The sequence below is a fragment of the Ruficoccus sp. ZRK36 genome (assembly GCF_019603315.1).
Lineage (GTDB): Bacteria > Verrucomicrobiota > Verrucomicrobiia > Opitutales > Cerasicoccaceae > Ruficoccus.
Genome location: NZ_CP080649.1, coordinates 3,590,198 through 3,615,170 on the forward strand (window position 1 = coordinate 3,590,198; position 24,973 = coordinate 3,615,170).

Here is a 24,973-nt window from a genome sequence, read left to right on the forward strand (position 1 = left end):
GATGCCTGCTCAAAGGAACTCCGCGTACGAAGTGAAAAGAGAAAGGGGCAGCGAACGCAAGGAGCGATGGGGCAGAGCCCCATCAATCGGATCAAACGCCGAGCGTTTGTGCGGGCGTGCCCTGCCTCACGCGCTGTAGGTGGCGGAGTTCTTCGAGTCTTCGTCGATGGTGACGGCGGTGACCCAGGCGCGCCCCTCCGAGTCTTCACGCACGAGCTGGTCAAAGACCCCGTGCAGGTGCTGGGCAAGCCCCTCGCATGAGCAGCTCTCGACCAGGTAGATCTTGAACGCGTCCGGGTGGCCGGAGACGATACGCTCGCGCAGCGGATCATCGGCGTTAAAGACACAGGCGTGATCGAGGTTTTTATCGATCCAGGCCCGCAGGTACTTGAGCTTGCCAAAGTCCACGACGAAGCCGTTGGCGTCCGGCTCGCGGCAGCCAAAGGTGACGTGGATGGTCCAGTTGTGCCCGTGCAGCAGCGCGCAATGCCCGTCGTGGCAGTGTTGGCGGTGGGCAAAGGGAATGTCGCTAAAGGTCTTGCGGCAGGTTAGCACGACAGCCTCCAGTCGTTGGCGATGAGCTCTTCCAGAGAGGGGGCCGTGTCGGCGTAGGGCGTCGGATCCTCGACCCCGGCCAGATGAAACGCCTCGCGACGCTCAATGCACGTACCGCAGCGTCCGCAGTGCTTGTCCTCGCCCTGATAGCAGGACCAGGTCTGCGCAAAGGGTACCTCCAGCTCGGCGCCCTTGCACACGATGTCAGCCTTTGAGAGCTGGACATAGGGCCGATGCAGGAAAATCTCATGCCAGTCGGCCAGGCGGACGGCCCGGTCGAGCGCATCGGTGAACTCCTCGCGACAGTCCGGGTAGATGGTGTGGTCCCCGGCATGCGCGGCATAGGCGACGCAGTCAGCCTTTTGGGAGATGGCCCAGGCGGTAGCCAGCGAGAGCAGCAGCATGTTGCGGTTCGGCACGACGGTCTGCTTCATCGAGTCCTCGGCGTAGTGGCCCTCCGGCACAGCGATGGACGGATCGGTCAGGCTGCTGCCACCGAGCAGGCCGGTCACGGCGGACAGATCAGCCACGCGGTGCTCGACCCCGAGCGAAGCGCAGACCTGGGCGGCGCAGTCCAGCTCCTTGCGGTGGCGCTGGCCGTAGTTGACCGAGAGCGCGGCCGCTTCGTGGCCGCTTTTTAACAGGTCGTACAAGAGGACGGTCGAGTCCAGACCGCCGGAATAAACAACTATCGCTTTCATGATGAAATTCAGTTTGCGGGCGGCCTCGTGCCGCCCCACCCCTGGGAATTTCCTAGCAGGGAAGTCGCATGAGCGTGCGCAAAACCCGCTCAGAGTCGATGTTTTATTTTTTGCCGGGCTTACGCAGCCCTGCACCCGCGGCAAGTCCGGCTGGACCAGCATTTAGCCTGCACTTTCGAGTAGTTGGTCATTGAGGGGTAGCGAACGCAGTGAGCGATGGGGCTTAGCCCCATCAATGTCCTGTGCGGTCACGCACTTATCCGAAGGTGTCGCCCTTCCAGCCCCACATGGCTCCCTGAGCGCTGGCGAACTTTACGTAGATGCGCTCGCCGGGGATGCCCAGCTCGTCCTCGACCAGCTGGCATAGGCCCTTGCTGAGGATTTTGGTTTTGTCGGCGGCCAGCCCGAGAGCGTGCAGCTCCAGGTAGGCGACGGGGTCCTCCGTCCCGGCGAAGCTCATGGGCACGTCGGGCTTGAGGGCGACCATCATGTAGGACTCGGGCTTACCGAGGAGCTCAGCGGTCAGCTTGGAGGAGCGCTTGAGCAGGAGGTGGCGGGCCTCCTCCGACACCGCGAGATTGGTCTGGATATTAAGATACGGCATATGGGAAGGTACCGTTACAGCCCCTGTTGTGCAAACTGGCGGAGCCGATATTTCGGGTGTATCGATTCCGTAAAATTGACCATTGCTCCCAATATTTGACAAAAGCGAGAGGGGGCACGGCTTTGCTCTAGACACGGCCATGGGCAGTGCTAGGGGTCGATCATTATGCAAATCTCCGTTAACGTTTCCCCTCAGCACATGAACCTCGACGAGTACCGGGACAAGGTCCTGGGCTGCTGGATGGGCAAGAATATCGGTGGGACGCTCGGCGCGCCCTTCGAGAACACCCAGCAGATGAACGACGTGCATTTCTACACGCAGGACCTCAAGGGCCAGCCCGAGCCCAACGACGACCTCGACCTGCAGTTGGTATGGCTGCAGGCCATCGAAGAGCACGGCCTCTACAACATCACCCCGCGCCTGCTCGGCGAGTACTGGATGAACCACATCGTCGGCCCGTGGAACGAGTACGGCGTCTGCAAGGCGAACATCGCCGCCGGGCTTTACCCTCCCCTCTCCGGCTCCTGCAACAACGACATGTGGAAGTACAGCAACGGCGCCTGGATCCGCTCCGAGGTCTGGGCCTGCATGCTGCCCGGCTCCCCGGACGAGGCCGCCAAGTTCGCGTATATGGACTCTTGCTGCGACCACACCGGTGAGGGCGTTTACGCCGAGATGTTTACCGCCAGCCTGGAGGCAGCAGCCTTCGTGGTCTCCGACGTGCGCGAGCTGATCAGCATCGGTCTGTCCAAGATCCCGCCCGAGAGCCGCCTCGCCGAAAACGTAAAACTGGCCTGCGAACTCTACGACACCAAGGTCGAGTTTAGCGAGGCGCGTAACCGCATCGTCGAAGCCAACAAGGACCTCGGCTGGTTCCAGGCCCCCGGCAACATCGCTTTTACCATCATCGCCATCCTCTACGGTGAGGGTGACTTTGGGAAAACCATCTGCCTCGCCACCAACTGCGGCGACGACACGGACTGCACCGCGGCCACCGCCGGAGCCATTCTGGGCATCATCCACGGTCGCAAGGCCCTACCGCAAAAATGGATCGAGCCCATCGGTGACAGCATCCAGACCGTGGCCATCAACCGCTTCAACCTCGATGTCCCCGCCAGCGTGACCGAGCTGACCGATCGTGTCATCAGCCAGGCTCTCGACAACTGCAATTATAACCGTAAGCTAGTCGCCCTCGACGAGCGCCCGACCGAGTTTACGGCAGATTTCCAGGCATCCCTCAACGACAGCGAATGGGTAAAAACCCGTCTGTGGTCCCTCTCGCCCTACGACCTGGTCTTTGACCTGCCCTATGCTGAGCTGAGCGTGGACTATCAGGATGGCCCCGAGATCGAGGAGGGCGTGGACAAGAAAATCCGCGTCATCATCCGCAACGCCAACCACCGTGAGCAGCTCATGCACCTGAACTGGGAGCTCCCCGAGGGGTGGACGATGCTGCCCGGCCCCTCGGCCTCGCTCAATTCCAAGAAAGGCCTGCAGCCAGGCGTCGACTTTGTCCTGCGTCCCGGCCCGATCCACTCCGTTTACACCTATGTCCCGCTCAAGGTCACCCTCAGTGGCCGCATGAATCCGGTCGGCGTCCATGTGCCCTTCCAGCTCAAGGGCGGCGTCCAGCACTGCGCCAATAGCGCCGGAGACTGGCACCTGGCCTACTGGGACGAACGCACAAGGGCACTTGGTCGCCTCGACCGCACAAAGGTCAAGCTGCAGATATCCTAGTAACGGTTTAGCTGTTTCTCGCGCAACAGTCCGCGAGTCCGATTTGGTTGGCGCGCATCACACCGATGCGCGCCAACTCATACCCGGATTTAGAGTTTGTACTGGAGTAGGCAGCTACGCATGCTCCCGCCCATGCGTACGCTTTTCTTTACCTCTCTCTTCGCCCTTAGCCTGCTGACCGGTTGCGCCCAGTTTGAGAAAAACGTGGAGGCCGACCAGAACGCCACCAAGCTCAGCAGCGTCAACGCCACCCAGTCCGCAGATGTAGACACGATGGCTGCCGACGGCCAGATCAACAGCTACGAGCAAGAGCAGATGCAGGAAGCCATCAACGGCAACTAAGCCCAGGCGGCTTGACGTGCGTAGCGGTATCCGCCGCGCCTGCCATCAGCCTGCATAGAGCACCTCGACACCCGCGTTCGCAGGTACTGACTCGACCAGCTCAGCGTGGCGCTTGCCCTGTCGCACGTGCCCACCAAGAAAACGCGTGTCGTGCCCGAGAATGAGAAAGGCATCGTCCTGACGACAGGCTTCCAGGCAGCGGAGTTTGGCCTCCACCGTGGCTAGCGGCTCGATGTCGTAGGCCATGATCCAACTCAGCCGCAAAAGCTCAGCAATGGGAAACACATCCGCCCCGTAGACCCAACTGCGCCCCCCTGCCCTGAGTTTGCACAACTGCTGCGCATGGGTATGCCCATCGCATAAAAACACCTCGAAGCCCGGCGCAAGTTCGCCCGGGCCGTCCAGCAGCTCCAGGCAGCCACTAGCCCGCAGCAGGTCCAGATGCTCCGGCGTGTAGCTGGCACGGTCCTTCGGGCTGGGCTTTTGCGCCCATTCCCACTGTCTGCGCTGGACATGGTAGCGGGCGTTCGGAAAGACCGGCTCAAGCGCCCCCGGCTGCCCCCTAAAGCACCCCGCCAGGTGGTCAAAGTGCAAATGCGTGAGCACCACGTCGGTGATGGACTCCGGCTTCAGCCCGAGCTGGGCCAGCGAGCCTTCAAAGGCTGTTCCCTCGGGCTCGATCCCGTAGCGAGCCATAAAGGTATCATCCCAGGCCGTACCGATGCCGGGATCGACCAGCAGGTGCCGCCCGGCGCCACTGGCCAGGAGCACACGTGTGGTCAGCGCGATCCGGTTGTCCGCGTCAGGCGGGAAGTCACTGGCCCAGAGCACGCGCGGGACCACCCCAAAGATGGCTCCACCGTCCAGACGAAAGGGCGGGCTCGGCAGGACCGCGACACGCTCGATGGATGATGCACGCATTGCTCTACGGTTTGCGAGTCGTGTCTTAACCGAAATACGGCGGCGTGGGCCCGGTGAAATCATCGGCGGCCTGCTCGATGCGGACCACTGAGCGGATGCCCCCGCGGCCCTTCCAGATCGTCTCGATCCGCAGCCAGCGCGGCTTCAGCTCGGCGTAGAGGTCGTCCATGATCTTGTTCGTCACGGCCTCGAAGAAGATGCCCTTGTTACGGTAGTCGTGCAGGTACAGCTTGTAGTCCTTGAGTTCGACGCAGAGCTGGTCGGGGATATAGGTCAACACCACCGTCCCGAAGTCCGGGTGCCCGGTTTTCGGACAGACCGAGGTAAACTCCTCGGCGATGTGCTGGATCTGGTAGTCGCGGCCCGGATTCGGGTTTTCAAAGGTTTCCATGCCCCACCAATACCGTCTCCGTCCCGGTGCTCAACCCCGTTTCGCACAAAAGACACCCCAATTGGCAAATTTGTCAGGAACTTGGGCAAAACCCGACTATATTAATACCATGTTTACCATCGCAATGATAACCATAGCGGTCTGTGTGGGCGCAAGCCTGCTGTTCTCCTGCTGCGATCGCGAGATCCCGCAGTGATCATGCCGAGGTAAACCCCCTGCTCTCACACCACGCACACAAAAGCCCGGGCATGTTCCCGGGCTTTTTTGTTATCCTCACAGGGCTGTCTGAGGGGGCGATGGACTCCCCTCGCCCGAAAAAAGTATGAGATCGGCCTGAAAAAGTCGCTCCGCCCCATGAACTGGCAATGGGCCTGCTTTATTTAGAACGATTATCATTATTCCTTTCAGACATGCATTAGACAAGCTTTCCTAATTTTAATGAAAATAATTCTCAGTTTCGGTTGATTTCTGGAATCATTCCAATTTAGTTGAGGCCGTTTGCATCCATGAAGCTATCCACCAACTCAAAACGCGAACTGGAAGAGGCGCTCGTCGAAAACGGGCTGCGCGCCACTCGCCAGCGAGAGCACGTCTATGCCGTGCTCCTGACTCAGCGCGACCACCCGACGGCCGACGAGGTCTACGCTCGCGCCAAGCAGGTCATGCCCTCTATTTCGCTCGCCACCGTCTACAACTGCCTGGAAACCCTCGTCGAGTGCGACCTGGTCAAAAAGCTCAACTACGAGCGCGAGCCCAGCCGGTTCTGTCCTAACGACGGTGAGCATGCACATTTTCTGGACGAAGGCACCGGGCGCGTATTCGATATAGATCTGCCCGAGAACTTCATGCACGAGATCACCAATGTCCTTCCACAGGGCTTTGAGGCGAAAAAGTTTAAACTGAGCTTTACCGGCTACGCCCCCAAGGACCTGCCCGGCGACCACTGCGTCGCTGAGAACTAAACCCAATATCTACTTCACCACACCTAACACCCTTTACTCAGACAACCACTTCACATCATGTCACTGGATATCCGTAACCTCTCCGTCAGCATCGGCGAAAAGCCGATCCTCAAGGAATTCAACCTCTCCGTGCCCAAGGGCGAGGTCCATGCCATCATGGGCCCCAACGGGACCGGGAAAAGCACGCTCGCCAAGGCCCTCGCCGGCCATGAGGACTACGACATCATAGGTGGCGAAGCCCTCCTTGACGGGACCAACATCGTCGGCATGGAGCCCGACGAGATCGCACGCGCCGGTCTTTTCCTGGCCTTCCAGTACCCGGCCGAGATCCCCGGCGTGAGCATCGCCAACTTTATCCGCGCAGCCGTCCAGGCCCGCCTGCCCGAGGGCGAGAACATCGTCGCCACCAAGTACTACAAGGAGCTGTACGCCAATATGGACCAGCTCAAGATGGACCGCGCCTTTACCTCGCGCTCCGTCAACGACGGCTTCTCCGGCGGCGAAAAGAAGCGCTGCGAAATCCTTCAGATGATGATGCTCAAGCCCGAGTACGCCATCATGGACGAGACCGACTCCGGCCTCGACATCGACGCCCTGCGCATCGTCGCCGAGGGGGTCAACTCCATGCGTGGCCCCGAGCGCGGCTTCCTCGTCATCACCCACTACCAGCGCCTGCTCGACTACATCGTGCCGGACGTCGTCCATGTCATGTACGACGGTAAGATCGTCAAGAGCGGCGACAAGAACCTCGCCCTGGAGCTGGAAGAAAAGGGCTACGACTGGGTCAAGGAAGAGCTTGCCCCGGCCAGCGCCTAATCCGTTTACCCGCCCTGCCGCCCACCGATGAGCACCACGATTAAAGGCTACGCAGCCAGCGCCCCCAAGGCGGCCTTCGAGCCGTTTGAATATCAGGCCGAAGACCTGCGGGCGGATGATGTACTCGTCTCCGTCGATCACTGCGGCATCTGCCACAGTGACCTGTCCATGCTCGATAACGACTGGGGCCGCTCCGTCTATCCGTTTGTTGGCGGCCATGAAGTCGTCGGTAAGATTCTGTGGAAGGGCGAGCACGTCACCCACCTTCAGCTCGGTCAACGCGTCGGCGTGGGCTGGTTCTCCGGCTCGTGCATGCACTGCCGCGAGTGCATGAGCGGCCACCATAACCGCTGCTCCCATGCCGAGGAGACGATCGTCGCGCGCCATGGCGGCTTTGCCAGCCATGTCGTTGCCAAGAGCGAGTGGGCGATCCCGCTTCCGGCGGATCTGGACGCGACCAAGGCTGGCCCGCTTTTCTGCGGCGGCATCACCGCGTTCAATCCCTTTGTCATCAATGGCATCATGCCCACCCAACGGGTCGGCGTGGTCGGCATTGGTGGCCTCGGGCACCTGGCCCTGCAGTTCGCCAAGGGCTGGGGCTGCGAGGTGACGGCGTTTTCCTCCAGTGAAGACAAGGAGGCCGAAGCCCGTTCCATGGGTGCGCACCACTTTGTCAACTCGCGTCAGGCAGACGCCTTCAAGCGCCTGCAAGGCACGCTCGACATGGTCCTCGTCACGGTCAATGTCGGCCTGGACTGGAGCGCCTATCTGGAGCTTCTGCGACCCGGCGGTAAGCTGCACTTCGTCGGTGCGGCCCCTCCAGCCGAGTTCGTCCCCTTCCAGTTGATCGGCGGGCAGCGCTCGATCGGCGGCTCTCCACTGGGTAGCCCGGCCACGGTGGGCGACATGCTGGAGTTCTGCGCACGTCACGACATCGCACCGGTGACGGAGCACTACTCGATGGCGCAGATCAACGACGCCTTTGAGCACCTGAGCAGCGGCAAGGCCCGCTACCGGATCGTCCTCGACCGCAACTAAAACTTACATCCACCACACATGCATCCCGCACCACAGTCCCATACGCAAAACAGACTCGGCCTGACCGCGCTGAGCCTGCTTGCTGCGTTTGTGCTGGCGGGTTGCAGCTCGGCGCCGCCGCCGCAGTTCAAGCTGGCGGGGGTAACGATGTCACCAGAGCAGCCATCGGTCGTTGTCAGCGAAAAGCTGAGCTACACGGTCAAGTACGAGCTCTCGGTCATCAAGTCGAACGTCGATGTCATTATCCTGCCCGGCGTGTTTTATCCCGGGTTCACCAATGCCGACGGCGCGTATTACCTGCCTCAGGATAATCTGGTGCAGGTCGTCAACGTGTTTGGCCAGCCGCTGGTCAGCCCTAACACCTGCCTGGTCAAGCCCAACGAGTCCGATGCACCGTGGGAGCTGTGGAGCGATGTGCCGGTCACGGTCGTAGCAACGCCCGGTCCCGGCTGGTACATCAACGACTACACCTACTATGAGCCTCCGGGCAGAGTGACGACACTCGGCGGCACCTGGGCAAGAGTCGCCGTCCTGCCGGCATCCTTTGCCCAGGACATGACGATGAAAGTCGTCCCGCAGGGGCTCGCACCAGCACCCTCTCAAGTTCCACCGCAAGTCAACGTGGAGATCCTCTAACCTCACTTCTCAATCTTTAAAGTTCAACCAACCAAAGTTCTTATGAGCGATACCGCTACACCCGAAATCGAAATCGACCGCAGCAAAGGCAATTTTCACTTTGCCGAAGACTACGCCTTCGACGCCGGCATCGGCCTGAAGGAAAACACCATCGACTACATTTCCGACGCCAAGGGCGAAGACGCCTGGGTCCGTGAGTTCCGCAAGAAAGCCCTCAAGCTTTTTGAAGACAAGCCCATGCCCACCAACTGGGCCACCAAGGACCTGGAGAACATCGTCTTTGACGACGTGCGCTACTACCTGGCCAAGAGCCAGAAGGCCAGCCGCTCCTGGGATGAAGTGCCGGACGACGTGAAGGAAACCTTTGAGCGCCTGGGTATCCCCGAGAGCGAGCGCAAGTTCCTCGCCGGTGTCGAGGCGCAGTTCGACTCCGAGGCCGTCTACTCGCGCATGAAGGACGACCTGGCCGAGCTCGGCGTGATCTTCGTCGGCCCGCACGAGGGGCTCCACGAGCACCCCGAGATTTTCAAAAAGTGGTTCGGGAAGGTCATCCCCAGCGGTGATAACAAATTCTCCGCGCTCAACAGCGCGTGCTTCTCGGGCGGCTCTTTCATTTACGTCCCGCCGGGCGTAAAGGTTTCCCAGCCCCTGCAGGCCTACTTCCGCATCAACGCCGAGAACTTCGGCCAGTTTGAGCGTACCCTCATCATCGCCGACGAGGGCAGCGAAATGACCTACATGGAGGGCTGCACCGCCCCGCAGTTTGACACCGCAGCCCTGCACTCCGCTGTGGTCGAGCTCGTCGCCCTGCCCGGTGCGAAGATCCAGTACATCACGGTGCAGAACTGGTCCAACAACGTCTTTAACCTCGTGACCAAGCGCGCCATGGCCATGGAAGAGGCCGAAGTCCGCTGGATCGACTGTAACATCGGCTCGCGCCTGACGATGAAGTATCCCGGCGTCGTCCTCAAGGGCCGCAAGGCTCGCGGCGAGGTCCTCTCCATCGCCCTGGCCAACGACGGCCAGCACCAGGACACCGGTGCGAAGATGGTTCACGCCGCCGACGAGACCACCTCCAACATTATCTCCAAGTCCATCAGCGTGGGCAAGGGCCGCTCCAGCTACCGCGGACTGGTCCAGATCCCCAAGCACCTCAAGGGCTGCAAGAACAACACCGAGTGTGACGCGCTGCTGATCAACACCAACAGCCGCACCGACACTTACCCGGCCATCAATGTGCGCGGCGACCACAACAGCGTCCAGCACGAGGCCAGCGTCTCGAAGGTCAGCGCCGAGCAGATCTTCTACATGCAGCAGCGCGGCATGAACGAGGGCGAGGCCATGAGCCTGGCCGTGAACGGCTTCGTCAACGACCTCGTACGCGAGTTCCCGATGGAGTACTCTGTCGAGCTCAAGCGCCTCATCGACCTGGAGATGGAAGGAAGCGTCGGCTAACCCGGACTCATCAGCCGCAGTACTCTCTACTACCCATCGCATGAAAACATCCATCACCCTCTTGGCGCTGACCGCATGCCTGCTTTTTGCAGGCTGCGAGACGCGCTCGATCTCAGACTCAGGTTACCACCATGATCGTGGCTATCGAGGTGAGCTCAATGAGCTCTCTGTACTCGGAGTAAGCACCAGCGGAAATGAGATAACCGAGCAGGAAATCGCTGATGCCCTCAAAAACGGTTCCCCTGAGGTCGGGCTCAAACACGGTGATACGATCGTGTTGATTCAGTCTGGAGCATTATTCCCGGACGATGGCATGCTGGATGGGTTGAAGACTGCCTATGAGGTGATCCCGCTTAGCGGAGTTCCTGATAACGGCAATGGTCCAACATGGATGCGTAGCGACTCCAAACAAGAAGTCCCGCCGCTAGACAAGTCCCTTCGGCTGGTCGCTGCCAGAGGCGGCGCCTCCTACATGATCGTCTATTGGGGGCAACTCGAAATCTCGCAGGAAGCGTATGCGACCAAGGCCGTGTCATGGATCCCCATCGTCGGTGGAGTTCTGCTGGATGAGCAACAGGAGATGCGGATCCAGCTCAAAATTGCCATTATCGATGTACTCACAGGTGACTGGAATTTACTCACACCCGTTTCCTACGAGGACAAGACCAACACCGCCAGCTATACGCGCCATTCACAACATGACGATCAGGTCTCACTGCTGAAGACCCAAGCCTACGAGGAAGCTGTGAAGGACATCACCCAACGCTACAACTAAAGCCCAAAACAATTTTTCAAATTCTCAAAAAGTTAAAGATGCCAACCTTAGACAAACCCGCTTTTGACGCCGCCACCTTTGAGGCACACCTGGCCGAATGGGCCGACCTGCCGTGGCTGCAGGAGATCAAACGCAGCAACTGGGAAGCCTTCGAAAAGCTCCCCATGCCCTCCCGCAAGGATGAACGCTGGCGCTTCTCGGGCCTGCACAGAAACGGCTTCGACCTGGCGCAGTTCCGACCTGCCAGCGCGCCCGAAACCGAGCAGAAAGAGATCCTGCTGGAGCGCTCCAAGCTCGTCGAAAAGCCCGCCGGTCGCCTCGTCTTCGCAGACAACCACCTGATCGCCTTTGACCCGGCCTCTCAGGAGTTAATCGACAAGGGCGTCATCTGGATGCCGCTCAGTCAGGCCTTCAAGGAGCACCCGGAGCTGGTCCGCAAGTACTTCCTCGAAGAAGAGCAGAAGCTCGGCTCGGACAAGCTGCTCGCCCTGCACAACGCCTTTTTCCAGGACGGCGCGTTCCTCTACGTCCCCAAGGGCGTCGAGGTAAAGGACCCCTTTATCGCGTACTACTGGAGCAGCGACTGCGAGGAGACCGTCCTGCCGCACACCCTGCTCGTCACCGAGGACAACTCCAAGGTGGACTTCATGGACTACTACGGCTCGGGTAAGGAAGCGGCCTGCTGCCCGTCCCTCTCCATCGCCACCGGCACCATCCACGCCGGCGCAGGCTCCCAGGTCTTCCGCAAGATCGTACAGAACCTCTCGCCGACCGCGCAGTCCTTCCAGGTCGAGGCTAATGCCGCCGACCGCGACGCGCAGGTGAAGACCATCGCCGTCAACCTCGGCGCCAAGTACGCCCGTCTGGAGAACCAGACCCGCGTCGCCGGCTCTGGGGCAGACGTCAAGATGTACTCGCTCACCGTCGCCACCGGTGACCAGGAGTTTGATCAGCGCACGCTGCAGACCCACATCGGTGACCACGCCACCAGCGACCTGCTTTATAAAAACGCTCTCATGGACGACGCCCGCACGATCTTCTCGGGCATGATCCTCGTGGAGCCGACCGGTCAGCAGACCGACGCCTACCAGACCAACCGCAACCTGCTCCTCTCCCCCACCGCCGAGGCCTGCTCGCTGCCGGGGCTGGAGATCGAGGCCAACGACGTGAAGTGCTCCCACGGGGCCACCACGGGCGAGATCGACTCCGCACAGCTTTACTACCTGATGGCTCGCGGCATCCCTAAAAAGACCGCTGAGCAGCTGCTCGTCTTCGGCTTCTTCGAGGAGATCATCGAAAAGATCGACAACGAGGAATTGAAAGATAATCTCAGAAACCTCGTTCAGTCGAAATTCCAAGACATCTTATAAAACGCCATGTCTGCAGATAACCACCGTACCCTGACCCGCGAAGTCGAGGCCACCGTCATTCCCGCCGGTGACAAGATCAACCTGCCCGAAGGCATGGAGGTGGACATCACCCACCGCCTTGGCGGCAACTTTACCATCGTCTGCGACTACGGGATGTTCCGCATCCTCGGTAAGGACGCCGACGCCCTCGGCGAAGACAGCCCGGACGCTGCTGCTGCTGAGAGCGATGCAGCCGCCGCCAGCACTGAGCCCTCCGGCCCTCCCGAGGAAGGCACTCTGTGGGAGGCTCTCAAGACTGTTTACGACCCGGAAATCCCGGTCAACATCGTGGACCTCGGCCTCGTCTACTCGCTCGACATCGCCCCGCGCGAAGAAGGCGGCTACAAGGTCTCCGTCCAGATGACCCTGACCGCTCCCGGCTGCGGGATGGGCCCGGCCATCGCCGAGGACGCCCGCATCCGCTGCGAGTCCGTGCCCGGCGTCGGCGAGGCTCAGGTGGACATCGTCTGGGACCCGCCCTGGAATCAGGACATGATCTCCGAAGACGGCAAGATGGAGCTCGGCCTCATCTAGCAAACGCTCGGCGTTTGATCCGATTGATGGGGCTCTGCCCCATCGCTCACTGCAGTCGCTGCCCCGCAGGGCGAGGCTTGGGACCATGATCGTTCGGGTCACCTTAGTGTTTTCAGGGGAGAATACCGTAGCGCCTGTTCTGTAAAGCAGCGGCATTCACCTCTCCTCCCTGACTTGACGCTTTCCTCTGCCCGGCTTTCCTTATGTGCAGATGAAAGCTATCGCGTATCTACTGGCGTTGTGCACCGCCCTGCCTTTGTCGGCCGAACTCGAATGGGAGACGATGTCTCTGACGGTTCCGGCCTCGTTTGGGCAGGAGAGTCTGGAGGCGACCTACCCCTTTAAAAATACCGGCAGCACACCGGTCGAAATCCTGGAGGTAAAAACCTCCTGTGGCTGCACCTATGCCGCTGCCAGCCGCACGATGGTTGCGCCCGGTGAATCCGCCGAGATAGCCGCGTTTTTCGAGACCGAGGACCGCGAAGGTCCACAGCACTCGACCATCACCGTGCTGACGGACGAGAAAGACCATCCGGCCACCGTGCTGAACTTTCGCTCTGACATCCCGGTCGCTGCAAATCTGCCCACCCGTGTCGTCAAGTGGCGCGCCAGCGATACGGCCGAGACCAAGTCCCTCGACATCCCGGTCGAGCCCGGCGTGAGCCTTACCCTGCAAACCCCGAAGCGCCCGCTACCCGTATCGGCGGTACTCGAGAAAAAGCAGGACGGCGATCAGCGTAGCTACCACTTATCCCTGACTCCGCTCGGCGGCGAGACAGGCTCGGGGATTCTCCCCATCGAGGCCAACTGGGGCAGTGGCCAGTCGCGCGTTTATAATATCTACGTCCGCGTTGCTCAGTAGCGACGGCGCTCAGTCCACACAGGCCTGAACTTTGTACAGCTTCTCGCGACCGTTTGGCAACGTGGCGAGCAAACGCACCTCACCCTGCGCGAACTCACGCGTCGAATGCGGCCACACCTTGAGCTGGTAGTAGCCACGGGCGTCATCGAGCTTGCTGAGCTTCGCGCTGAAGCGGGGGTGGTCACGCTCCTGCAGCAGGTCCAGCTGCACACCGGGCCGGGTACGGACCAGTATCTTACGGGAGTGGACTTCTTCTCCCTCCTCCCAGCTGGTGAAGCGACTATCCAGTCGTACCCAGGGCTTCAGCCAGCTCAGTAAGCCTTGGGAGGTCGGGCCGGATGATTCTTGGGATTCGCTCACGGGAATGGCAGACGGGATCGTTGCTTGCATAGCCTATTATCGCCATAATCATCGGACCGTAAACCCGTCCGCTTATATATTCGTCCGTATTATATTAAACGCAAATGGCATTAGTAATGACTCCTCTGGACCATGCAGCGCGAGCAATCCACATTTTTGATTGGTAAATCCGCGCGTCATGCCTACATTTCAGCTCATTGCTATGAACAATCTCTTTAAAGATACGGTTAGCCCGAGCGCCGGGTGCGACGACAAGCCCAAGGAAGAGCCCAAGGGCGGCTTCCGCATGCTGGTGGAGAAGAAGTTTCTCGAGCAGCGTAAGATTTTTCTCTGGGGCGAGGTAAACGACGAGTCCATGCAGGAAGTCATGGAAAAGCTCCTCTACCTCGACTGCGATAAGCCCGGCGAACCGATCGACTTCTACATCAACAGCCCCGGTGGCTCGATCACGGCAGGGATGGCTGTCTATGACACCATGAAGCTCATCAGCTCGCCGATCCGCGCCATCGTCACGGGCATGGCTGCCAGCATGGGCTCTATCCTCCTCTGTGGCGCCGATAAGGGTAACCGCTTCATCTACCCGCACGCCCGCGTGCTCATCCACCAGCCGCTCATCATGGGCCGCATCGTCGCCCCGGCTGTGGATATCAACATCCAGGCCGAGGAAATGGAAAAGCTCCGCATCGAGCTCAACAACATCCTCGCCGCTTCCTCTGGCCAGCCGCTGGAAAAGATCGCCAAGGACACTGACCGCGACTTCTACCTGACCGCTCCCGAGGCTATCGAGTACGGCCTGGTAGACGAAATCGTCGAAAAGATCTAGGTCCCTGAGCGGACGCACCAGCGTCTTTCCCATTTCGCCCGCCGGTTGTCACACTGGCGGGCTTTTTTGTGCCTGCGCTAGCCGTTGGACCTGTTTTCTCCGGTTGTGCAAATGCATGATTCCCGGACAAATGCGAAAAGAGTAACGCATTTTTAATATGCACGAAAGATCGCAACATGCTTAGTGTCGGCTAATTACGATTAGAACTCGGAGTGTTAAGATTAGGTGACGCCACGGGATAAGGTTTGCGAAACGGCGGCAATCGCGCTGCTTATCAACCATCGCCGCTATGTCCGAAAATCCCGAAACACGTTTTCAGCCGGACCCGGGGCAGCCACAGCGGGCCCGCACCGTCCAAGAGTATATTGACGAATGCCCCCTGTGGGCAGACGGCACGCGTGCCCCCAACACGCCCATGACGCACATGCAGTGGCGCATCTGGTCGCTGGCCTGCGCGGGTAAGTTCTTCGAGGGGATGGTGGTCTTTATGACGGGGGTGGCCCTGCCGCTGATCTCGCGCGAGTTCGGCCTGAAGCCCTCGTCCGAGGGCTTCGTCACCGCTGCGACCCTCGCGGGCATCCTGATCGGGGCTACCGCACTGGGAGGACTGGCCGATGTCTTTGGCCGCAAGCGGATGTTCATCGCCGAGATGATTATCTTTACCGTGTTTCTCATCGCCCTGTCTCTGGCCCCGAGCTTTTTGTGGGTCGTGGTCTTTTTGCTGGGGATCGGGATCGCGCTGGGCTGCGACTATCCGACAGCCCATATGGTGATATCGGAGAGCATCCCCACCTCCGCGCGCGGCAGGCTGGTGCTGAGCGCTTTCGCCTTTCAGGCCGTGGGCGCACTGACCGGTACGGTCATCGGCTACGTCATTCTGGCAGAGAACCCGGTCGAATCCGCCTGGCGGTGGATGTACGCCAGCGCCGTGATCCCCGCCATCCTCGTCATCATCGGTCGCTTCTTCGTCACTGATAGTGGACACTGGCTGGTCTCGCGTGGGCGTATCAAGGACGCCGAAGAGGCCACCCACCGGCTGTTGCGCCGCCGCCCGCAGTATCCGCGCAGTATCCGCCTCGCCAACCCGAACAAAGACGGCCCCCGCCCTGCCGGCCACTACGGCGTGCTCTTCAGCAAGCCCTACCGCAAGGCCACCATCCTGGCCTCCGTACCGTGGTTTCTCCAGGATCTGGGCACCTACGGGATCGGGATCTTCACCCCGACGATTCTGGCCACGCTGATCGGAAAGAAATCCGTCACCGACACGCTCAACGAGGTCATCCACAACGACATTCTCGCCGCCAAGGGCTCCGCCCTGATGGACATCCTCTTTGTCATCGGCATCATTTTCGCCGTCCTGCTGGTGGATCGTCTGGGCCGGATCAAGCTCCAGATCATCGGTTTCGTCGGCTGCGCGGTCGGCCTGCTGCTCGCAGCACTCTCCATGCAGTCCGACGGCGGTAACAACATGCCGGTGCTCTTCATCGGGTTCATGCTCTTTTTCTTCATGACGAACCTCGGCCCCAACGCCATGACCTACCTCATCGCCGGGGAGGTCTTCCCGACGCACATCCGGGGTAAAGGCGCGGGCTTCGCCGCCTCCTTTGCCAAGATCGGGGCCGTCCTGACCGCATTCCTCTTCCCTATCCTGCTCAAAAGCATCGGCGACAAGGCCCTGCTCTTCGGGCTCGTCGGAGCCTTTGTGCTGGGGGCCATCATCACGACCATCTTCGCCATCGAGACCAAGGGCGTCAGCCTCGACAAGATCGGCCACCGCCCCACCGATGAGGAACTCGACGAAGACGATAAAGCCGACGCCGACCTCGCCTAACCAGGACCAGTCCTGGACCTGTGATGCTTGACCGCACAGGACATTGTTGGGGCTTTGCCCCATCGCTCACTGCGTTCGCTGCCCCTCTAAGATTGGTAAAGCCCAGCGAGCCTTTCGATACGGGGAAGAGTATCGGCATCAGGGCACCTTCACTTTCAAGACAACTCACTGTCGGGGTATTGGCATGCCGCGCCGTCATGGCTGCCCCCTCATTGTCTCCGGTGATCACCCACAAAAAAACCTCCGCCCGATACCGGACGGAGGTTTTTGGAAATTAATTCTGTCTCTCGAACTACTCAGCCTTGGGGGCTTCCTCTTCGGCAGCAGCTTCTTCGGTTTCCTCGATCGGATTTTCCGAAACGACTTCCCACTCGAACTCGACGGTCACCTCGGGGTGCAGCTTCACCTTGGTGGTGTGCTTGCCGAGGGCCTTGACCGGGGAGTACAGGTTGAGCTGCTTGCGGTCCAGCTCGACGCCGTCTTCCTTGAAGCGGTCGATCAGGTCCTGAGCGGTAACGGAGCCGAACATCTTGCCACCTTCGCCGGTCTTGACCGCGATAGCGATGCTGACCTTTTCGATCTTGGCGGCCAGTTCCTGGGCGTTACCGAGCTCCTGAGCTTCGCGCTCAGCGCGGCGCTTCTGGAGGGCGTCGATGTACTTCTGGTTGGCGCGGTTCACCGGCAGGGCCAGCTTACGCGGGAGGAGGAAGTTGCGGGCGTAACCAGCCTTGACGTTAACCTGGTCGCCTTCGCCGCCGAGTCCGGCTACGGGCTCAAGAAGGAGGATGTCTGTCGTTGCCATTGGGAAAGTCTGGGTTGTGGTGAATACGCGGTTTAGCGGCCGGCCTCGACGAGGCGCTTTTCCTTAACCTTGTTGGCCTGCTTACCGATACGGCCGCGCAGGTAGTACATGCGGGCACGCATGGTGATAGACTCGCGGTCCACTTCGATCTTTTCGATGTTGGGCGAGTTGACGGGGAAGACGCGCTCGACGCCTTCGCCGTAGGAGATACGGCGGACCGTGAAGGTCTCGGCGATGCCCCGGCCCTTGCGGCAGATAACGATGCCGGCAAAAATCTGGATGCGTTCCTTGTCGCCTTCGCGCACCTTCGTGTGAACGCGCACGCCGTCGCCAACCTTGAACTTAACGAGGTCGGTCTTGATTTGGTCTTTGGTGATGTTTTCGAGAATCGCTTGCATGGCGAAAGGTCTGTTAACGTGTATCCGGTCGGGTACAGAAATTATGGGTTAAGATCGGGCCTTCTCAGGCGGGTCTGTCTCCTTCTTTCTTCCTCTCTCCAGCGCTCGATGGCAGCGTGGTCGCCGCTCAGTAGCACTTCGGGAACCTTCATCCCACGGTACTCTGCCGGACGCGTGAATTGAGGAAAAGTGAGGAAATTGTCGTTGAAGCTGTCCTGCGTCAAGGATTTTTCTTCACCTAATACACCAGGAATTTGCCGTGCCACGCAGTCGATCAAGACAGCCGCCGGCAGGGTGCCGTTTGTCAGCACGTAGTCGCCGATGGAAACTTCGCGGTCCACGAGGGCATCGCGGACCCGCTGGTCCACCCCCTCATAGTGGCCACTGATCAGCAGCAGGTGCGGCAGTTCAGCCAGTTCACGCGCCATCGGGGTCGATAGCGGCTCGCCGTCCGGGCATAGGTAAATCGTTGTGGTATCGGGAGTTTTGATCTCCTCGATGGCCGCGAAAAGCGGCTCCGGCATAAGGACCATCCCTGCCCCACCGCCAAAGGGGCGGTCATCCACCTTGTGGTGCTTGTCCGTGGACCAGTCCCGCAGATTGTGGATATTGATGTCGAGCAGCCCATGCGTCGAAGCCCGTCCGAGGATACTCTCGGTCAGAAAGCCCTCCGCCATTTTCGGGAAGAGCGTCAGCAAATCAATTTTGCTCAACATGGGATTTTAAATAGATGGGCGAGATGCGCGCGGTCTGTAGAAACAAAAAAACGGCTCCTCGCGTGGAGAAGCCGTTCCTGAAAAACGTGCGGCTGCTTAGGCCTCGGTCTGCTCAGCGGCAGGGGCCGGAGCAGCGGCGGCTTCGCGGCGGGCGCGGTTGATCAGCGTCCGGGCGGTATCGGTCGGCAGAGCGCCAACGCCCATCCAGTAGTCAACGCGATCAAGCTTGAGCTTAAGCTCGACGTCCTGGCCACGTGCCTTCGGGTTGTAGTTGCCAATCACTTCGGAGTGACGGCCGTCGCGGCGGTGGCTGGATTCAGTCACAACCATGCGGTATACAGGCGAGTGGGAAGCGCCGTGACGCTGCAGTCTGATTCGGAGTGCCATGAAAAATGTGTCCTCTTATCTACGGGTTTTTACGGAAAAGCAGGAGAAAAAAGGCTTTTTACCCCCTCCTGTCAACCTTTCTTATATACCTTTTTCGCACAAGGCCTCTCATCAGGTATATAAGATTGCCTCTGAGGGCTTTGCCCGGCATGCGTATAGGTGATGGCTGAGAAAAACGAAAACGAGGCAAAGTCCAAGCCCAAACTGCATCCGCTGGTGGCCAAACTGCTCTGGCCGCTCGTCATCATCGGAGCCGCCGGCTTCGCTTGGTTCGCTTATGTGGAGGTCCAGCGCGCGCATACCCGCGTGACCACCGACAATGCCGAGGTCAAAAGCCTCGTGGTTAAAATTTTCTCCCCCGAGCAGGGCTATGTCACGGCGGTCGAGGCCCAGGAGAACGACCTTGTCAAAATCGACCAGAGCCTCGTCAAGCTCGACAACAGCTACTACCAGTGGGAGGTCGAGCGGGCGCAGGCGAACTTCGACCTCGTCCAGTCCAAGCTCGGCACAAACAGCCAGCCCGGGCTAAACGCCGCCCAGCTTCAGAGCGCGCAGGCCAACGTCCAACTGATCAACGCCCAGCTCTCCGAGGCTCAGGCCAATCTGAACGAAGCTCAGGAGCAGGTGAAGGACCTTGAAGCGAAAAAGGACAAGGCGGGCTTTGTCCAGTCCCAGCTCACCAAGGCTCAGAACAACGTAGAAACCTGGCAGGCCAGCGTAAACACCCTGCAGAAGCAGTCCCTCTTTTCCCAGAAACAGCTCGCCGAGCAGCAGGCCAACCAGCGCCTCAGCGGCTACAACCTCGACCAGGCCAAGGCCGAACTCGAGCAGGCCCGCCTGCGCCTTAATAATACCGACATCCGCAGCCCGATCGAGGGCTATGTCGCCCAGAACAACATCAGCCCCGGCGTCCTCGTCCAGTCCAACCAGTACCTGATGGCCGTCATCTCCAAGTCCGACACCTGGATAACGGCTAATATTAAAGAGAGCAAAATCGAGCAGATTCAGGTCGATTACCCGGTGATCATCTCTCTGGATGCCTTCTCGGGCGAAACCTTTTACGGCGAGGTCGAGAGCATCAGCCCGGCCGCCGGATCGGAGTTCGCACTCATCCCCCGCAACAACGCTAGCGGTAACTTTATCAAGACCGAGGCCCTTATCCCGGTGCGCATCCGCATCCTCGACCCCAAGCAAAAGGCCCGCATGCTTCCCGGCATGAGCGCAACGGTCACGATCATGACGGACCCGCTCGACGAAAACGACAAGCAGGTCGTCGCCTACCGCAAGGCCAAGGCAGCCATCGAGGCAGGTGAGAAAAAGGAAAAGTCCGCCACCCCGGCCCCCGAGGGCAGCCACTCCCCCACCTCGCAGGCCGCGGGTACCGCACCAGCCCCCACCGGGACCGAGGCCAAAAAAGCTGACGCTGCCGCCGACACGACCAGCCAAGATACTTCCCCCAAGGAGCCCGCCGATCCCGCCAAGACGGACACCTCTGCCGCTCCAGCCCCAAGCGCACCGGCCACCAACAGCTCTTCCACAACGGTACCGACACCGGCCCCCGCAGCCACGCAGGCTCCCGGTACGGGCTCGGATAATCAATCCCCTACCGATACCGCCCCGGCTGAAACTTCTACCACCGCACCTGCATCTACGGATGTCGCCACCACTACCAGCGCGGTGCAGGATGTGGCCGAGCGCAACAATCCCGGCTCCGTCGGCACCGACGGGCGCTAACCTTTGACCGACTCCAGGGGGTATGGAGAAACAACCGAAGCAGAACATCTACGGCGAGGACGGGCACCCGCTGCGCTACCTGATCGTGGCGGTGGTCACGCTGGCGTCCTTCCTGGAGGGACTGGACGCGAGCATCATTACTGTATCGCTGCCCGACATGATGGGCAGCCTCGATGCCTCGCTGGAGCAGATCAGCTGGGTCTCCAACGGCTACCTGCTGGCCAATGTCATCATCATCCCGATGACCGGCTGGCTCGCCCAGCTCTTTGGCCGCAAACGCTACTTCAACGGCTCACTCATCCTCTTTACGTTTGCCAGCCTGATGTGCGGCATGTCTGGCTCGCTGACGGAGATCATCATCTGGCGCGTGCTCCAGGGCATCGGCGGGGGCGCGCTCGTGGCCACCGCGCAGGCGATCATCTACGAGGTCTTCCCCCCGCGCGAGCACGCACGGGCCATGTCACTCTGGGGGCTCGGGTTAATGGTTGGCCCGGCCATGGGCCCGGCGATCGGCGGCTACATCACCGGTATTCTTTCGTGGCCGTGGATCTTCTACGTCACCGTCCCCTTCGGGGCTCTGGCCGTCGTGCTGGTCGGCCTGCTCGTACCGGACTCGGCCTACCGGGAAAAGGTCCAGAAGATCGACCTGCAGGGGCTGCTCCTGCTGACCTTTGCCATCGGCTCGCTCCAGTACATCCTGGTGGAGGAATCCAGCCTCGACTGGAGCTTCCTCGGTAACGGCATGAACCTCTCCGTCCTGTGCGTCGCGAGCATCATCATGTTTGTGATCCGCGAGCTGAATATCCCCTCCCCGATTGTTGACCTGCGGATTCTGAAAAATGTGCAGTTCACCGCCTGCTGCCTGTTCAGTTTCATGCAGGCGCTGTGTACGCTGGCCATCGTGTTTGTGACGCCGATGCTCCTCATCGACCTGATGGGCTTCTCCGCACTGGAGACGGGGATGATTATGTTCCCGGTGGCGGCGGGGACCGGGCTGAGCATGTACATCGCCGGTAAGGTCGCCCACCGCATCAACCCCTATGTCCTGATCCTGGCCGGGCTGGGGATTTTCTTTTTTGCCATGTTCAAGTACAGCACCTTCAGCGTCGAGACGCCGAAGGCCGACCTGTACATGCCCTTCCTGCTGCGCGGCATCGGCCTGGGGGTGATCTTCGTACCGCTCAATGCCCTGGCCGTGGCAGACCTGCGCCCCGATCAGCAGGCCAACGCCTGCGGCCTGCTCAACCTCACCCGGCAGTTCGGCAGTGGCGTGGGCATCGTGATCGCGGCCACCATTCTGGGTAAGGTGAAGGCGAACTTCGAGATGGTCCTCGCCAACGCGGTCGTCCCCAACGACCCGGCGTCCATCGTGACCATGAGTAATCTTGACCGCTACTTCGCAGACCAGGGTGTGCCCCTGGGCACCTCGAAGATGTACGCGATCAAAGTCATCGAGTACGTCAACAACGCCCTGGCCAGCAGCCTCGCCTTTGACCGCATCTTCGCTATCTTCGGGCTGAGTCTGGCCTGCGTCATCCCGTTGCTGTTATTCATGCGTAAGCGCCCCGATGCCGGTAAACCCGCTGCCGCCGGGCACTAGAGCACGGCAGCATGGGCGGAGATGAATCGTTCTGCCTATCCATATCGAAAAGCTGCATCTATCGATTGCAGCGGGGCCGCGATGCGTTAAAAATGCTCCCATGAAATTCTACAGCCGCAAATGGATCCGCCCGGCAGACCTCAACGCCCACGGGAACCTCTTCGGAGGCCAGCTCCTGCAGTGGATCGATGAGGAGGCTGCGATCTTTGCGATGTGCCAGCTCAACAATAACCCGCACATCGTCACGAAGTTCATCTCCGAGATCGACTTCAAGGCCTCCGCCAAGCCCCGCGACATCATCGAGCTGGGCATGGACGTGGTCGAGTTTGGCACCAGTTCCATCACCCTGTGCTGCGAAGTCCGCAACAAGGTGACCAAAGACACCATCATCACGATCGACCGCATCGTCTTTGTCGCCATCGACGCCGAGGGCCGCCCCATGCCCCATGGATGCAAGAAAGTGATTCCCTGAAATACACATAGCAGGGCATTTCCGCTCATTGGGGAAGCTGATTGTGTATTTTTCTCATATTAGCCATGACAATACCCCATAAAGGTCTTTAGAGTTAGCAGTACGTCATCTCCCTACTGCCCAATGAAGCCTTTCATTCACCTCCTCCTGCTCGGCTTACTGGCCGCGCTTGCGCCCTTAACTTCACGCGCCGAGACCTACGTCGCGTTGCCTAACAACAGCTTCGCTGTCCGCTACCCGATCAACCAGGGCAAGATTAAGCTCTACCCTTCGCAATCCTTCGAGATCGTCAGCGAGAACAAAGACGCGTACTACATCAAGTACGACTTCGGGGACGCCGTCCACATCATCGAGATCCCCAAGCGCAAGAACGGCCGTATCATCAGCACACGCGAGGGCAATACCGTCGACATCGCCGGGATGGTCGTCATCAACGCAGACAAGGGCATCATTCTGATCGAAAAAGGCAGCGCCTACCCCGTCACCGCCTCGCACGATAACAAGCTCGAGCTCATCGTCCCGGTCGGCAGCGGTCAGCGCCGTGTGCCTTTCCCGGCCAATCTTTTTCGCCTCGTCGAGGAGCAGCGCTACCGCGAAGCCACCGCCGAGGAGAACAAATCCGCTGTCGCTGCGGCGGACCAGGAGCCCAATCTTCCCACGCTTGATGTGGAAGAACTGGAAAGACTCGCCGAAGCCGAGAAGGCACGCGCGGCAAAGGTTCACGCCGCGGCCCGTATAGACAGCCACTCCCGCCCTCCTTCGCCCCCGGACGCCGTGGGGCTGGTTACCAACGCCCAGGGCTCCGGCACGGGCTTCCTCGCCCGCCTCAACGGTGTGGTCTACTTTTTCACCAACAGCCATGTGGTCGGCTCCGGGAGGGACCTGAAGATCCGCCTGCGCAACGGCACCGAGCTCAAGCCCCTGCTGGTCGAGCTGGCCGCCGACCGCGACCTGGCCCGCATCAGTATCGCCGAGCAGCCCCCGGCCCTCAACGTGACCGTCCATGCCGACATCGGCGACAAGGTCACCGTGTATGGCAACAGTGCCGGGGCGGGCGTCATTACCGAGATTCGTGGTAAGATCGTGGGCGATGCCTTTGACCGGATCGAGACCACCGCAAAGTTCGTCCCCGGTAACAGTGGCAGCCCCATCGTCAACAAGAAGGACACCGTCGTCGCCGTGGCCACCTATGCGATATTCAACCCCTCGGATAAGTTCGACTGGACCATGGCAGGATCCGGCTTTGACAAGGTCCGCCGCTTCGGGGTCAAGCTCGACCCGGCCATCACTTGGGTGCCCTTTCACCCGGAGGCGCTCGCCATGATCAACGCGCGCATCATCGCCGCCGAGGCCGCCCTGGAGCAGTCCTCGATGATCATGAGCTCCTACTACGACGACCCCTTCGCGCCCATCGTCATCCCCGGCATCGACAACCCACGACTGGCCCAGTGGATCACCGCTCACAATGCCGTGGTCAAAGAGTATGCATCCCTCGAAGGGAAACGCTACACCATGAGCGAGCGTAACAAGGTCATAAACATCATCCGTAATCGCGGCCGCGCCAAGGGCCGTTCGCTGACCGACTTTTTCCGGGAGCAGGCCGACGAAATGAAAAACCTGCCTCTCATCCCCCGCACCGGCCACCACGCCGACCGCATTGAAAAGCTGGAGCAGGGCTTCACGCAGCTGGCCACCGTTAACGAGTCCCTCAATCAGGGCCTCTGGTAGGCAGGGCCGGGTTGCACCCGCTGGCATTGACGGGGTCTACCCCATCGCTCGCAGTCGATCGCAATTTGCCTACAGGTTTCGCGCCGTACGTTGTGGGATGTGCGAAGTTCATTTGAGCAGGCGTCACCGCATTTGCTGATGCAGCCGCGTTGGCGGTGGCATCGGTGACCCGAAGGATCAGAGGTTCAGGACTTCTCCTGGTGGCGAGTCAGTTTTGATGCTTTGCTCAGCGTTTGTTGTAGGCAGAGTATCTGCCTACAACAAACGCATGACACGATGCGCAGCATCGAAAGTGCAGCCCCCGGCTGCCGCGGGTAGGGGCTGCGTAAGCCCGTATACGTATTAGCGCTTGGCGAATGCGCGTTTTTTGTTTTAGAGCTTGGG

At 60.2% G+C, this 24,973-nt stretch carries 27 protein-coding genes; 17 read left to right on the forward strand and 10 right to left on the reverse strand.

Translation table 11 applies throughout. The annotated features are described in order from the left end of the window. Positions 1-126: 126 nt before the first annotated feature. The 3 genes from K0V07_RS15635 to K0V07_RS15645 all read right to left on the reverse strand — a co-directional run bounded on the left by K0V07_RS15635 (position 127) and on the right by K0V07_RS15645 (position 1,860). On the reverse strand, positions 127-555 hold the full coding sequence (locus tag K0V07_RS15635) for a 6-carboxytetrahydropterin synthase (protein WP_220622326.1): 429 nt from the start codon (positions 553-555) through the stop codon (positions 127-129). Further along, positions 549-1,256 carry a 7-cyano-7-deazaguanine synthase QueC gene (queC, locus tag K0V07_RS15640; protein WP_220622327.1) on the reverse strand — a complete coding sequence of 236 codons (708 nt, stop codon included), beginning with the start codon at positions 1,254-1,256 and terminating at the stop codon, positions 549-551. The genes K0V07_RS15635 and queC overlap by 7 nt, the downstream gene beginning before the upstream one ends. A gap of 256 nt (positions 1,257-1,512) precedes the next feature. Next, the gene (locus K0V07_RS15645) at positions 1,513-1,860 is read right to left on the reverse strand and encodes a phenylpyruvate tautomerase MIF-related protein (RefSeq protein WP_220622328.1); all 348 of its coding nucleotides are present in this window, start codon (positions 1,858-1,860) and stop codon (positions 1,513-1,515) included. A 165-nt stretch (positions 1,861-2,025) separates the two neighbouring features. Between K0V07_RS15645 and K0V07_RS15650 the strand changes: the two genes are divergently transcribed. Further along, positions 2,026-3,597 carry an ADP-ribosylglycohydrolase family protein gene (locus tag K0V07_RS15650; RefSeq protein WP_220622329.1) on the forward strand — a complete coding sequence of 524 codons (1,572 nt, stop codon included), beginning with the start codon at positions 2,026-2,028 and terminating at the stop codon, positions 3,595-3,597. 132 nt (positions 3,598-3,729) lie between these two features. Next, positions 3,730-3,939 carry a hypothetical protein gene (locus K0V07_RS15655; RefSeq protein ID WP_220622330.1) on the forward strand — a complete coding sequence of 70 codons (210 nt, stop codon included), beginning with the start codon at positions 3,730-3,732 and terminating at the stop codon, positions 3,937-3,939. 45 nt (positions 3,940-3,984) lie between these two features. Here K0V07_RS15655 and K0V07_RS15660 read toward each other — a convergent pair whose 3' ends face one another. Then, positions 3,985-4,860 (reverse strand): MBL fold metallo-hydrolase, encoded by an 876-nt coding sequence (locus tag K0V07_RS15660; protein ID WP_220622331.1) that lies wholly within the window; start codon positions 4,858-4,860, stop codon positions 3,985-3,987. A gap of 25 nt (positions 4,861-4,885) precedes the next feature. Next, entirely contained in the window at positions 4,886-5,251 is a 366-nt protein-coding gene (gene queF, locus K0V07_RS15665; protein WP_220622332.1) for a preQ(1) synthase, read from the reverse strand. A gap of 506 nt (positions 5,252-5,757) precedes the next feature. Here queF and K0V07_RS15670 point away from each other — a divergent pair. The 9 genes from K0V07_RS15670 (at position 5,758) to K0V07_RS15710 (ending at position 13,738) form a co-directional block, all read left to right on the forward strand. Further along, the gene (locus K0V07_RS15670; protein WP_220622333.1) at positions 5,758-6,213 is read left to right on the forward strand and encodes a Fur family transcriptional regulator; all 456 of its coding nucleotides are present in this window, start codon (positions 5,758-5,760) and stop codon (positions 6,211-6,213) included. A gap of 57 nt (positions 6,214-6,270) precedes the next feature. Continuing rightward, positions 6,271-7,029 (forward strand): Fe-S cluster assembly ATPase SufC, encoded by a 759-nt coding sequence (sufC, locus tag K0V07_RS15675; protein ID WP_255568025.1) that lies wholly within the window; start codon positions 6,271-6,273, stop codon positions 7,027-7,029. 27 nt (positions 7,030-7,056) lie between these two features. Further along, a complete protein-coding gene (locus K0V07_RS15680) occupies positions 7,057-8,067 on the forward strand; it encodes an NAD(P)-dependent alcohol dehydrogenase (protein WP_220622334.1) in 1,011 nt (336 codons plus the stop codon). Positions 8,068-8,085: 18 nt separating this feature from the next. Then, positions 8,086-8,703, forward strand: coding sequence for a hypothetical protein (locus K0V07_RS15685; protein WP_220622335.1), 618 nt, complete (start codon positions 8,086-8,088; stop codon positions 8,701-8,703). 42 nt (positions 8,704-8,745) lie between these two features. Further along, positions 8,746-10,158 (forward strand): Fe-S cluster assembly protein SufB, encoded by a 1,413-nt coding sequence (sufB, locus tag K0V07_RS15690; RefSeq protein ID WP_220622336.1) that lies wholly within the window; start codon positions 8,746-8,748, stop codon positions 10,156-10,158. Between the two features lie 40 nt (positions 10,159-10,198). Beyond that, a complete protein-coding gene (locus tag K0V07_RS15695; RefSeq protein ID WP_220622337.1) occupies positions 10,199-10,933 on the forward strand; it encodes a hypothetical protein in 735 nt (244 codons plus the stop codon). A gap of 38 nt (positions 10,934-10,971) precedes the next feature. Continuing rightward, entirely contained in the window at positions 10,972-12,303 is a 1,332-nt protein-coding gene (gene sufD / locus K0V07_RS15700) for a Fe-S cluster assembly protein SufD (protein WP_220622338.1), read from the forward strand. A 6-nt stretch (positions 12,304-12,309) separates the two neighbouring features. Then, positions 12,310-12,876 carry a putative Fe-S cluster assembly protein SufT gene (gene sufT / locus K0V07_RS15705; protein WP_220622339.1) on the forward strand — a complete coding sequence of 189 codons (567 nt, stop codon included), beginning with the start codon at positions 12,310-12,312 and terminating at the stop codon, positions 12,874-12,876. A gap of 211 nt (positions 12,877-13,087) precedes the next feature. Next, a complete protein-coding gene (locus tag K0V07_RS15710; RefSeq protein ID WP_220622340.1) occupies positions 13,088-13,738 on the forward strand; it encodes a DUF1573 domain-containing protein in 651 nt (216 codons plus the stop codon). Between the two features lie 9 nt (positions 13,739-13,747). Here K0V07_RS15710 and K0V07_RS15715 read toward each other — a convergent pair whose 3' ends face one another. Then, the gene (locus K0V07_RS15715) at positions 13,748-14,098 is read right to left on the reverse strand and encodes a hypothetical protein (protein WP_220622341.1); all 351 of its coding nucleotides are present in this window, start codon (positions 14,096-14,098) and stop codon (positions 13,748-13,750) included. A 286-nt stretch (positions 14,099-14,384) separates the two neighbouring features. On the opposite strand from K0V07_RS15715, the gene K0V07_RS15720 reads away from it, so the two are divergent. Together K0V07_RS15720 and K0V07_RS15725 are read left to right on the forward strand one after the other, a co-directional pair. Continuing rightward, positions 14,385-14,921, forward strand: coding sequence for an ATP-dependent Clp protease proteolytic subunit (locus K0V07_RS15720; protein WP_345778181.1), 537 nt, complete (start codon positions 14,385-14,387; stop codon positions 14,919-14,921). Between the two features lie 289 nt (positions 14,922-15,210). Beyond that, complete coding sequence (locus tag K0V07_RS15725; RefSeq protein WP_220622343.1) at positions 15,211-16,752, forward strand: MFS transporter; 1,542 nt, start codon at positions 15,211-15,213, stop codon at positions 16,750-16,752. Between the two features lie 292 nt (positions 16,753-17,044). Here the strand turns inward: K0V07_RS15725 and rplI are convergent, their stop codons facing one another. The 4 genes from rplI to rpsP all read right to left on the reverse strand — a co-directional run bounded on the left by rplI (position 17,045) and on the right by rpsP (position 18,998). Beyond that, entirely contained in the window at positions 17,045-17,554 is a 510-nt protein-coding gene (gene rplI, locus K0V07_RS15730; protein WP_220622344.1) for a 50S ribosomal protein L9, read from the reverse strand. Between the two features lie 32 nt (positions 17,555-17,586). Next, positions 17,587-17,952: a 50S ribosomal protein L19 gene (rplS, locus tag K0V07_RS15735; RefSeq protein ID WP_220622345.1), complete on the reverse strand. Its 366-nt coding sequence runs from the start codon at positions 17,950-17,952 to the stop codon at positions 17,587-17,589. 41 nt (positions 17,953-17,993) lie between these two features. Next, positions 17,994-18,668, reverse strand: a complete 675-nt coding sequence (gene trmD / locus K0V07_RS15740) for a tRNA (guanosine(37)-N1)-methyltransferase TrmD (protein WP_220622346.1) — start codon at positions 18,666-18,668, stop codon at positions 17,994-17,996. Positions 18,669-18,764: 96 nt separating this feature from the next. After that, on the reverse strand, positions 18,765-18,998 hold the full coding sequence (gene rpsP, locus K0V07_RS15745; protein ID WP_255568027.1) for a 30S ribosomal protein S16: 234 nt from the start codon (positions 18,996-18,998) through the stop codon (positions 18,765-18,767). Between the two features lie 219 nt (positions 18,999-19,217). Between rpsP and K0V07_RS15750 the strand changes: the two genes are divergently transcribed. From K0V07_RS15750 to K0V07_RS15765, 4 genes are all read left to right on the forward strand, one after another. Beyond that, positions 19,218-20,789, forward strand: coding sequence for an HlyD family secretion protein (locus K0V07_RS15750; RefSeq protein ID WP_220622348.1), 1,572 nt, complete (start codon positions 19,218-19,220; stop codon positions 20,787-20,789). 22 nt (positions 20,790-20,811) lie between these two features. After that, the gene (locus tag K0V07_RS15755) at positions 20,812-22,389 is read left to right on the forward strand and encodes a DHA2 family efflux MFS transporter permease subunit (RefSeq protein WP_220622349.1); all 1,578 of its coding nucleotides are present in this window, start codon (positions 20,812-20,814) and stop codon (positions 22,387-22,389) included. Positions 22,390-22,489: 100 nt separating this feature from the next. After that, positions 22,490-22,861, forward strand: coding sequence for a hotdog domain-containing protein (locus tag K0V07_RS15760; RefSeq protein WP_220622350.1), 372 nt, complete (start codon positions 22,490-22,492; stop codon positions 22,859-22,861). Between the two features lie 123 nt (positions 22,862-22,984). Next, positions 22,985-24,589, forward strand: coding sequence for a serine protease (locus tag K0V07_RS15765; RefSeq protein ID WP_220622351.1), 1,605 nt, complete (start codon positions 22,985-22,987; stop codon positions 24,587-24,589). Positions 24,590-24,973 lie beyond the last annotated feature (384 nt).

Coding starts and splice junctions, on each gene's coding strand:
- queC (WP_220622327.1), bottom strand. CDS start 1,256: ATGAAAGCGATAGTTGTTTATTCCGGCGGTCTGGACTCGACCGTCCTC.
- K0V07_RS15645 (WP_220622328.1), bottom strand. CDS start 1,860: ATGCCGTATCTTAATATCCAGACCAATCTCGCGGTGTCGGAGGAGGCC.
- K0V07_RS15650 (WP_220622329.1), top strand. CDS start 2,026: ATGCAAATCTCCGTTAACGTTTCCCCTCAGCACATGAACCTCGACGAG.
- K0V07_RS15655 (WP_220622330.1), top strand. CDS start 3,730: ATGCGTACGCTTTTCTTTACCTCTCTCTTCGCCCTTAGCCTGCTGACC.
- K0V07_RS15660 (WP_220622331.1), bottom strand. CDS start 4,860: ATGCGTGCATCATCCATCGAGCGTGTCGCGGTCCTGCCGAGCCCGCCC.
- queF (WP_220622332.1), bottom strand. CDS start 5,251: ATGGAAACCTTTGAAAACCCGAATCCGGGCCGCGACTACCAGATCCAG.
- K0V07_RS15670 (WP_220622333.1), top strand. CDS start 5,758: ATGAAGCTATCCACCAACTCAAAACGCGAACTGGAAGAGGCGCTCGTC.
- sufC (WP_255568025.1), top strand. CDS start 6,271: ATGTCACTGGATATCCGTAACCTCTCCGTCAGCATCGGCGAAAAGCCG.
- K0V07_RS15680 (WP_220622334.1), top strand. CDS start 7,057: ATGAGCACCACGATTAAAGGCTACGCAGCCAGCGCCCCCAAGGCGGCC.
- K0V07_RS15685 (WP_220622335.1), top strand. CDS start 8,086: ATGCATCCCGCACCACAGTCCCATACGCAAAACAGACTCGGCCTGACC.
- sufB (WP_220622336.1), top strand. CDS start 8,746: ATGAGCGATACCGCTACACCCGAAATCGAAATCGACCGCAGCAAAGGC.
- K0V07_RS15695 (WP_220622337.1), top strand. CDS start 10,199: ATGAAAACATCCATCACCCTCTTGGCGCTGACCGCATGCCTGCTTTTT.
- sufD (WP_220622338.1), top strand. CDS start 10,972: ATGCCAACCTTAGACAAACCCGCTTTTGACGCCGCCACCTTTGAGGCA.
- sufT (WP_220622339.1), top strand. CDS start 12,310: ATGTCTGCAGATAACCACCGTACCCTGACCCGCGAAGTCGAGGCCACC.
- K0V07_RS15710 (WP_220622340.1), top strand. CDS start 13,088: ATGAAAGCTATCGCGTATCTACTGGCGTTGTGCACCGCCCTGCCTTTG.
- K0V07_RS15720 (WP_345778181.1), top strand. CDS start 14,385: ATGCTGGTGGAGAAGAAGTTTCTCGAGCAGCGTAAGATTTTTCTCTGG.
- K0V07_RS15725 (WP_220622343.1), top strand. CDS start 15,211: ATGTCCGAAAATCCCGAAACACGTTTTCAGCCGGACCCGGGGCAGCCA.
- rplI (WP_220622344.1), bottom strand. CDS start 17,554: ATGGCAACGACAGACATCCTCCTTCTTGAGCCCGTAGCCGGACTCGGC.
- rplS (WP_220622345.1), bottom strand. CDS start 17,952: ATGCAAGCGATTCTCGAAAACATCACCAAAGACCAAATCAAGACCGAC.
- trmD (WP_220622346.1), bottom strand. CDS start 18,668: ATGTTGAGCAAAATTGATTTGCTGACGCTCTTCCCGAAAATGGCGGAG.
- rpsP (WP_255568027.1), bottom strand. CDS start 18,998: ATGGTTGTGACTGAATCCAGCCACCGCCGCGACGGCCGTCACTCCGAA.
- K0V07_RS15750 (WP_220622348.1), top strand. CDS start 19,218: ATGGCTGAGAAAAACGAAAACGAGGCAAAGTCCAAGCCCAAACTGCAT.
- K0V07_RS15755 (WP_220622349.1), top strand. CDS start 20,812: ATGGAGAAACAACCGAAGCAGAACATCTACGGCGAGGACGGGCACCCG.
- K0V07_RS15760 (WP_220622350.1), top strand. CDS start 22,490: ATGAAATTCTACAGCCGCAAATGGATCCGCCCGGCAGACCTCAACGCC.
- K0V07_RS15765 (WP_220622351.1), top strand. CDS start 22,985: ATGAAGCCTTTCATTCACCTCCTCCTGCTCGGCTTACTGGCCGCGCTT.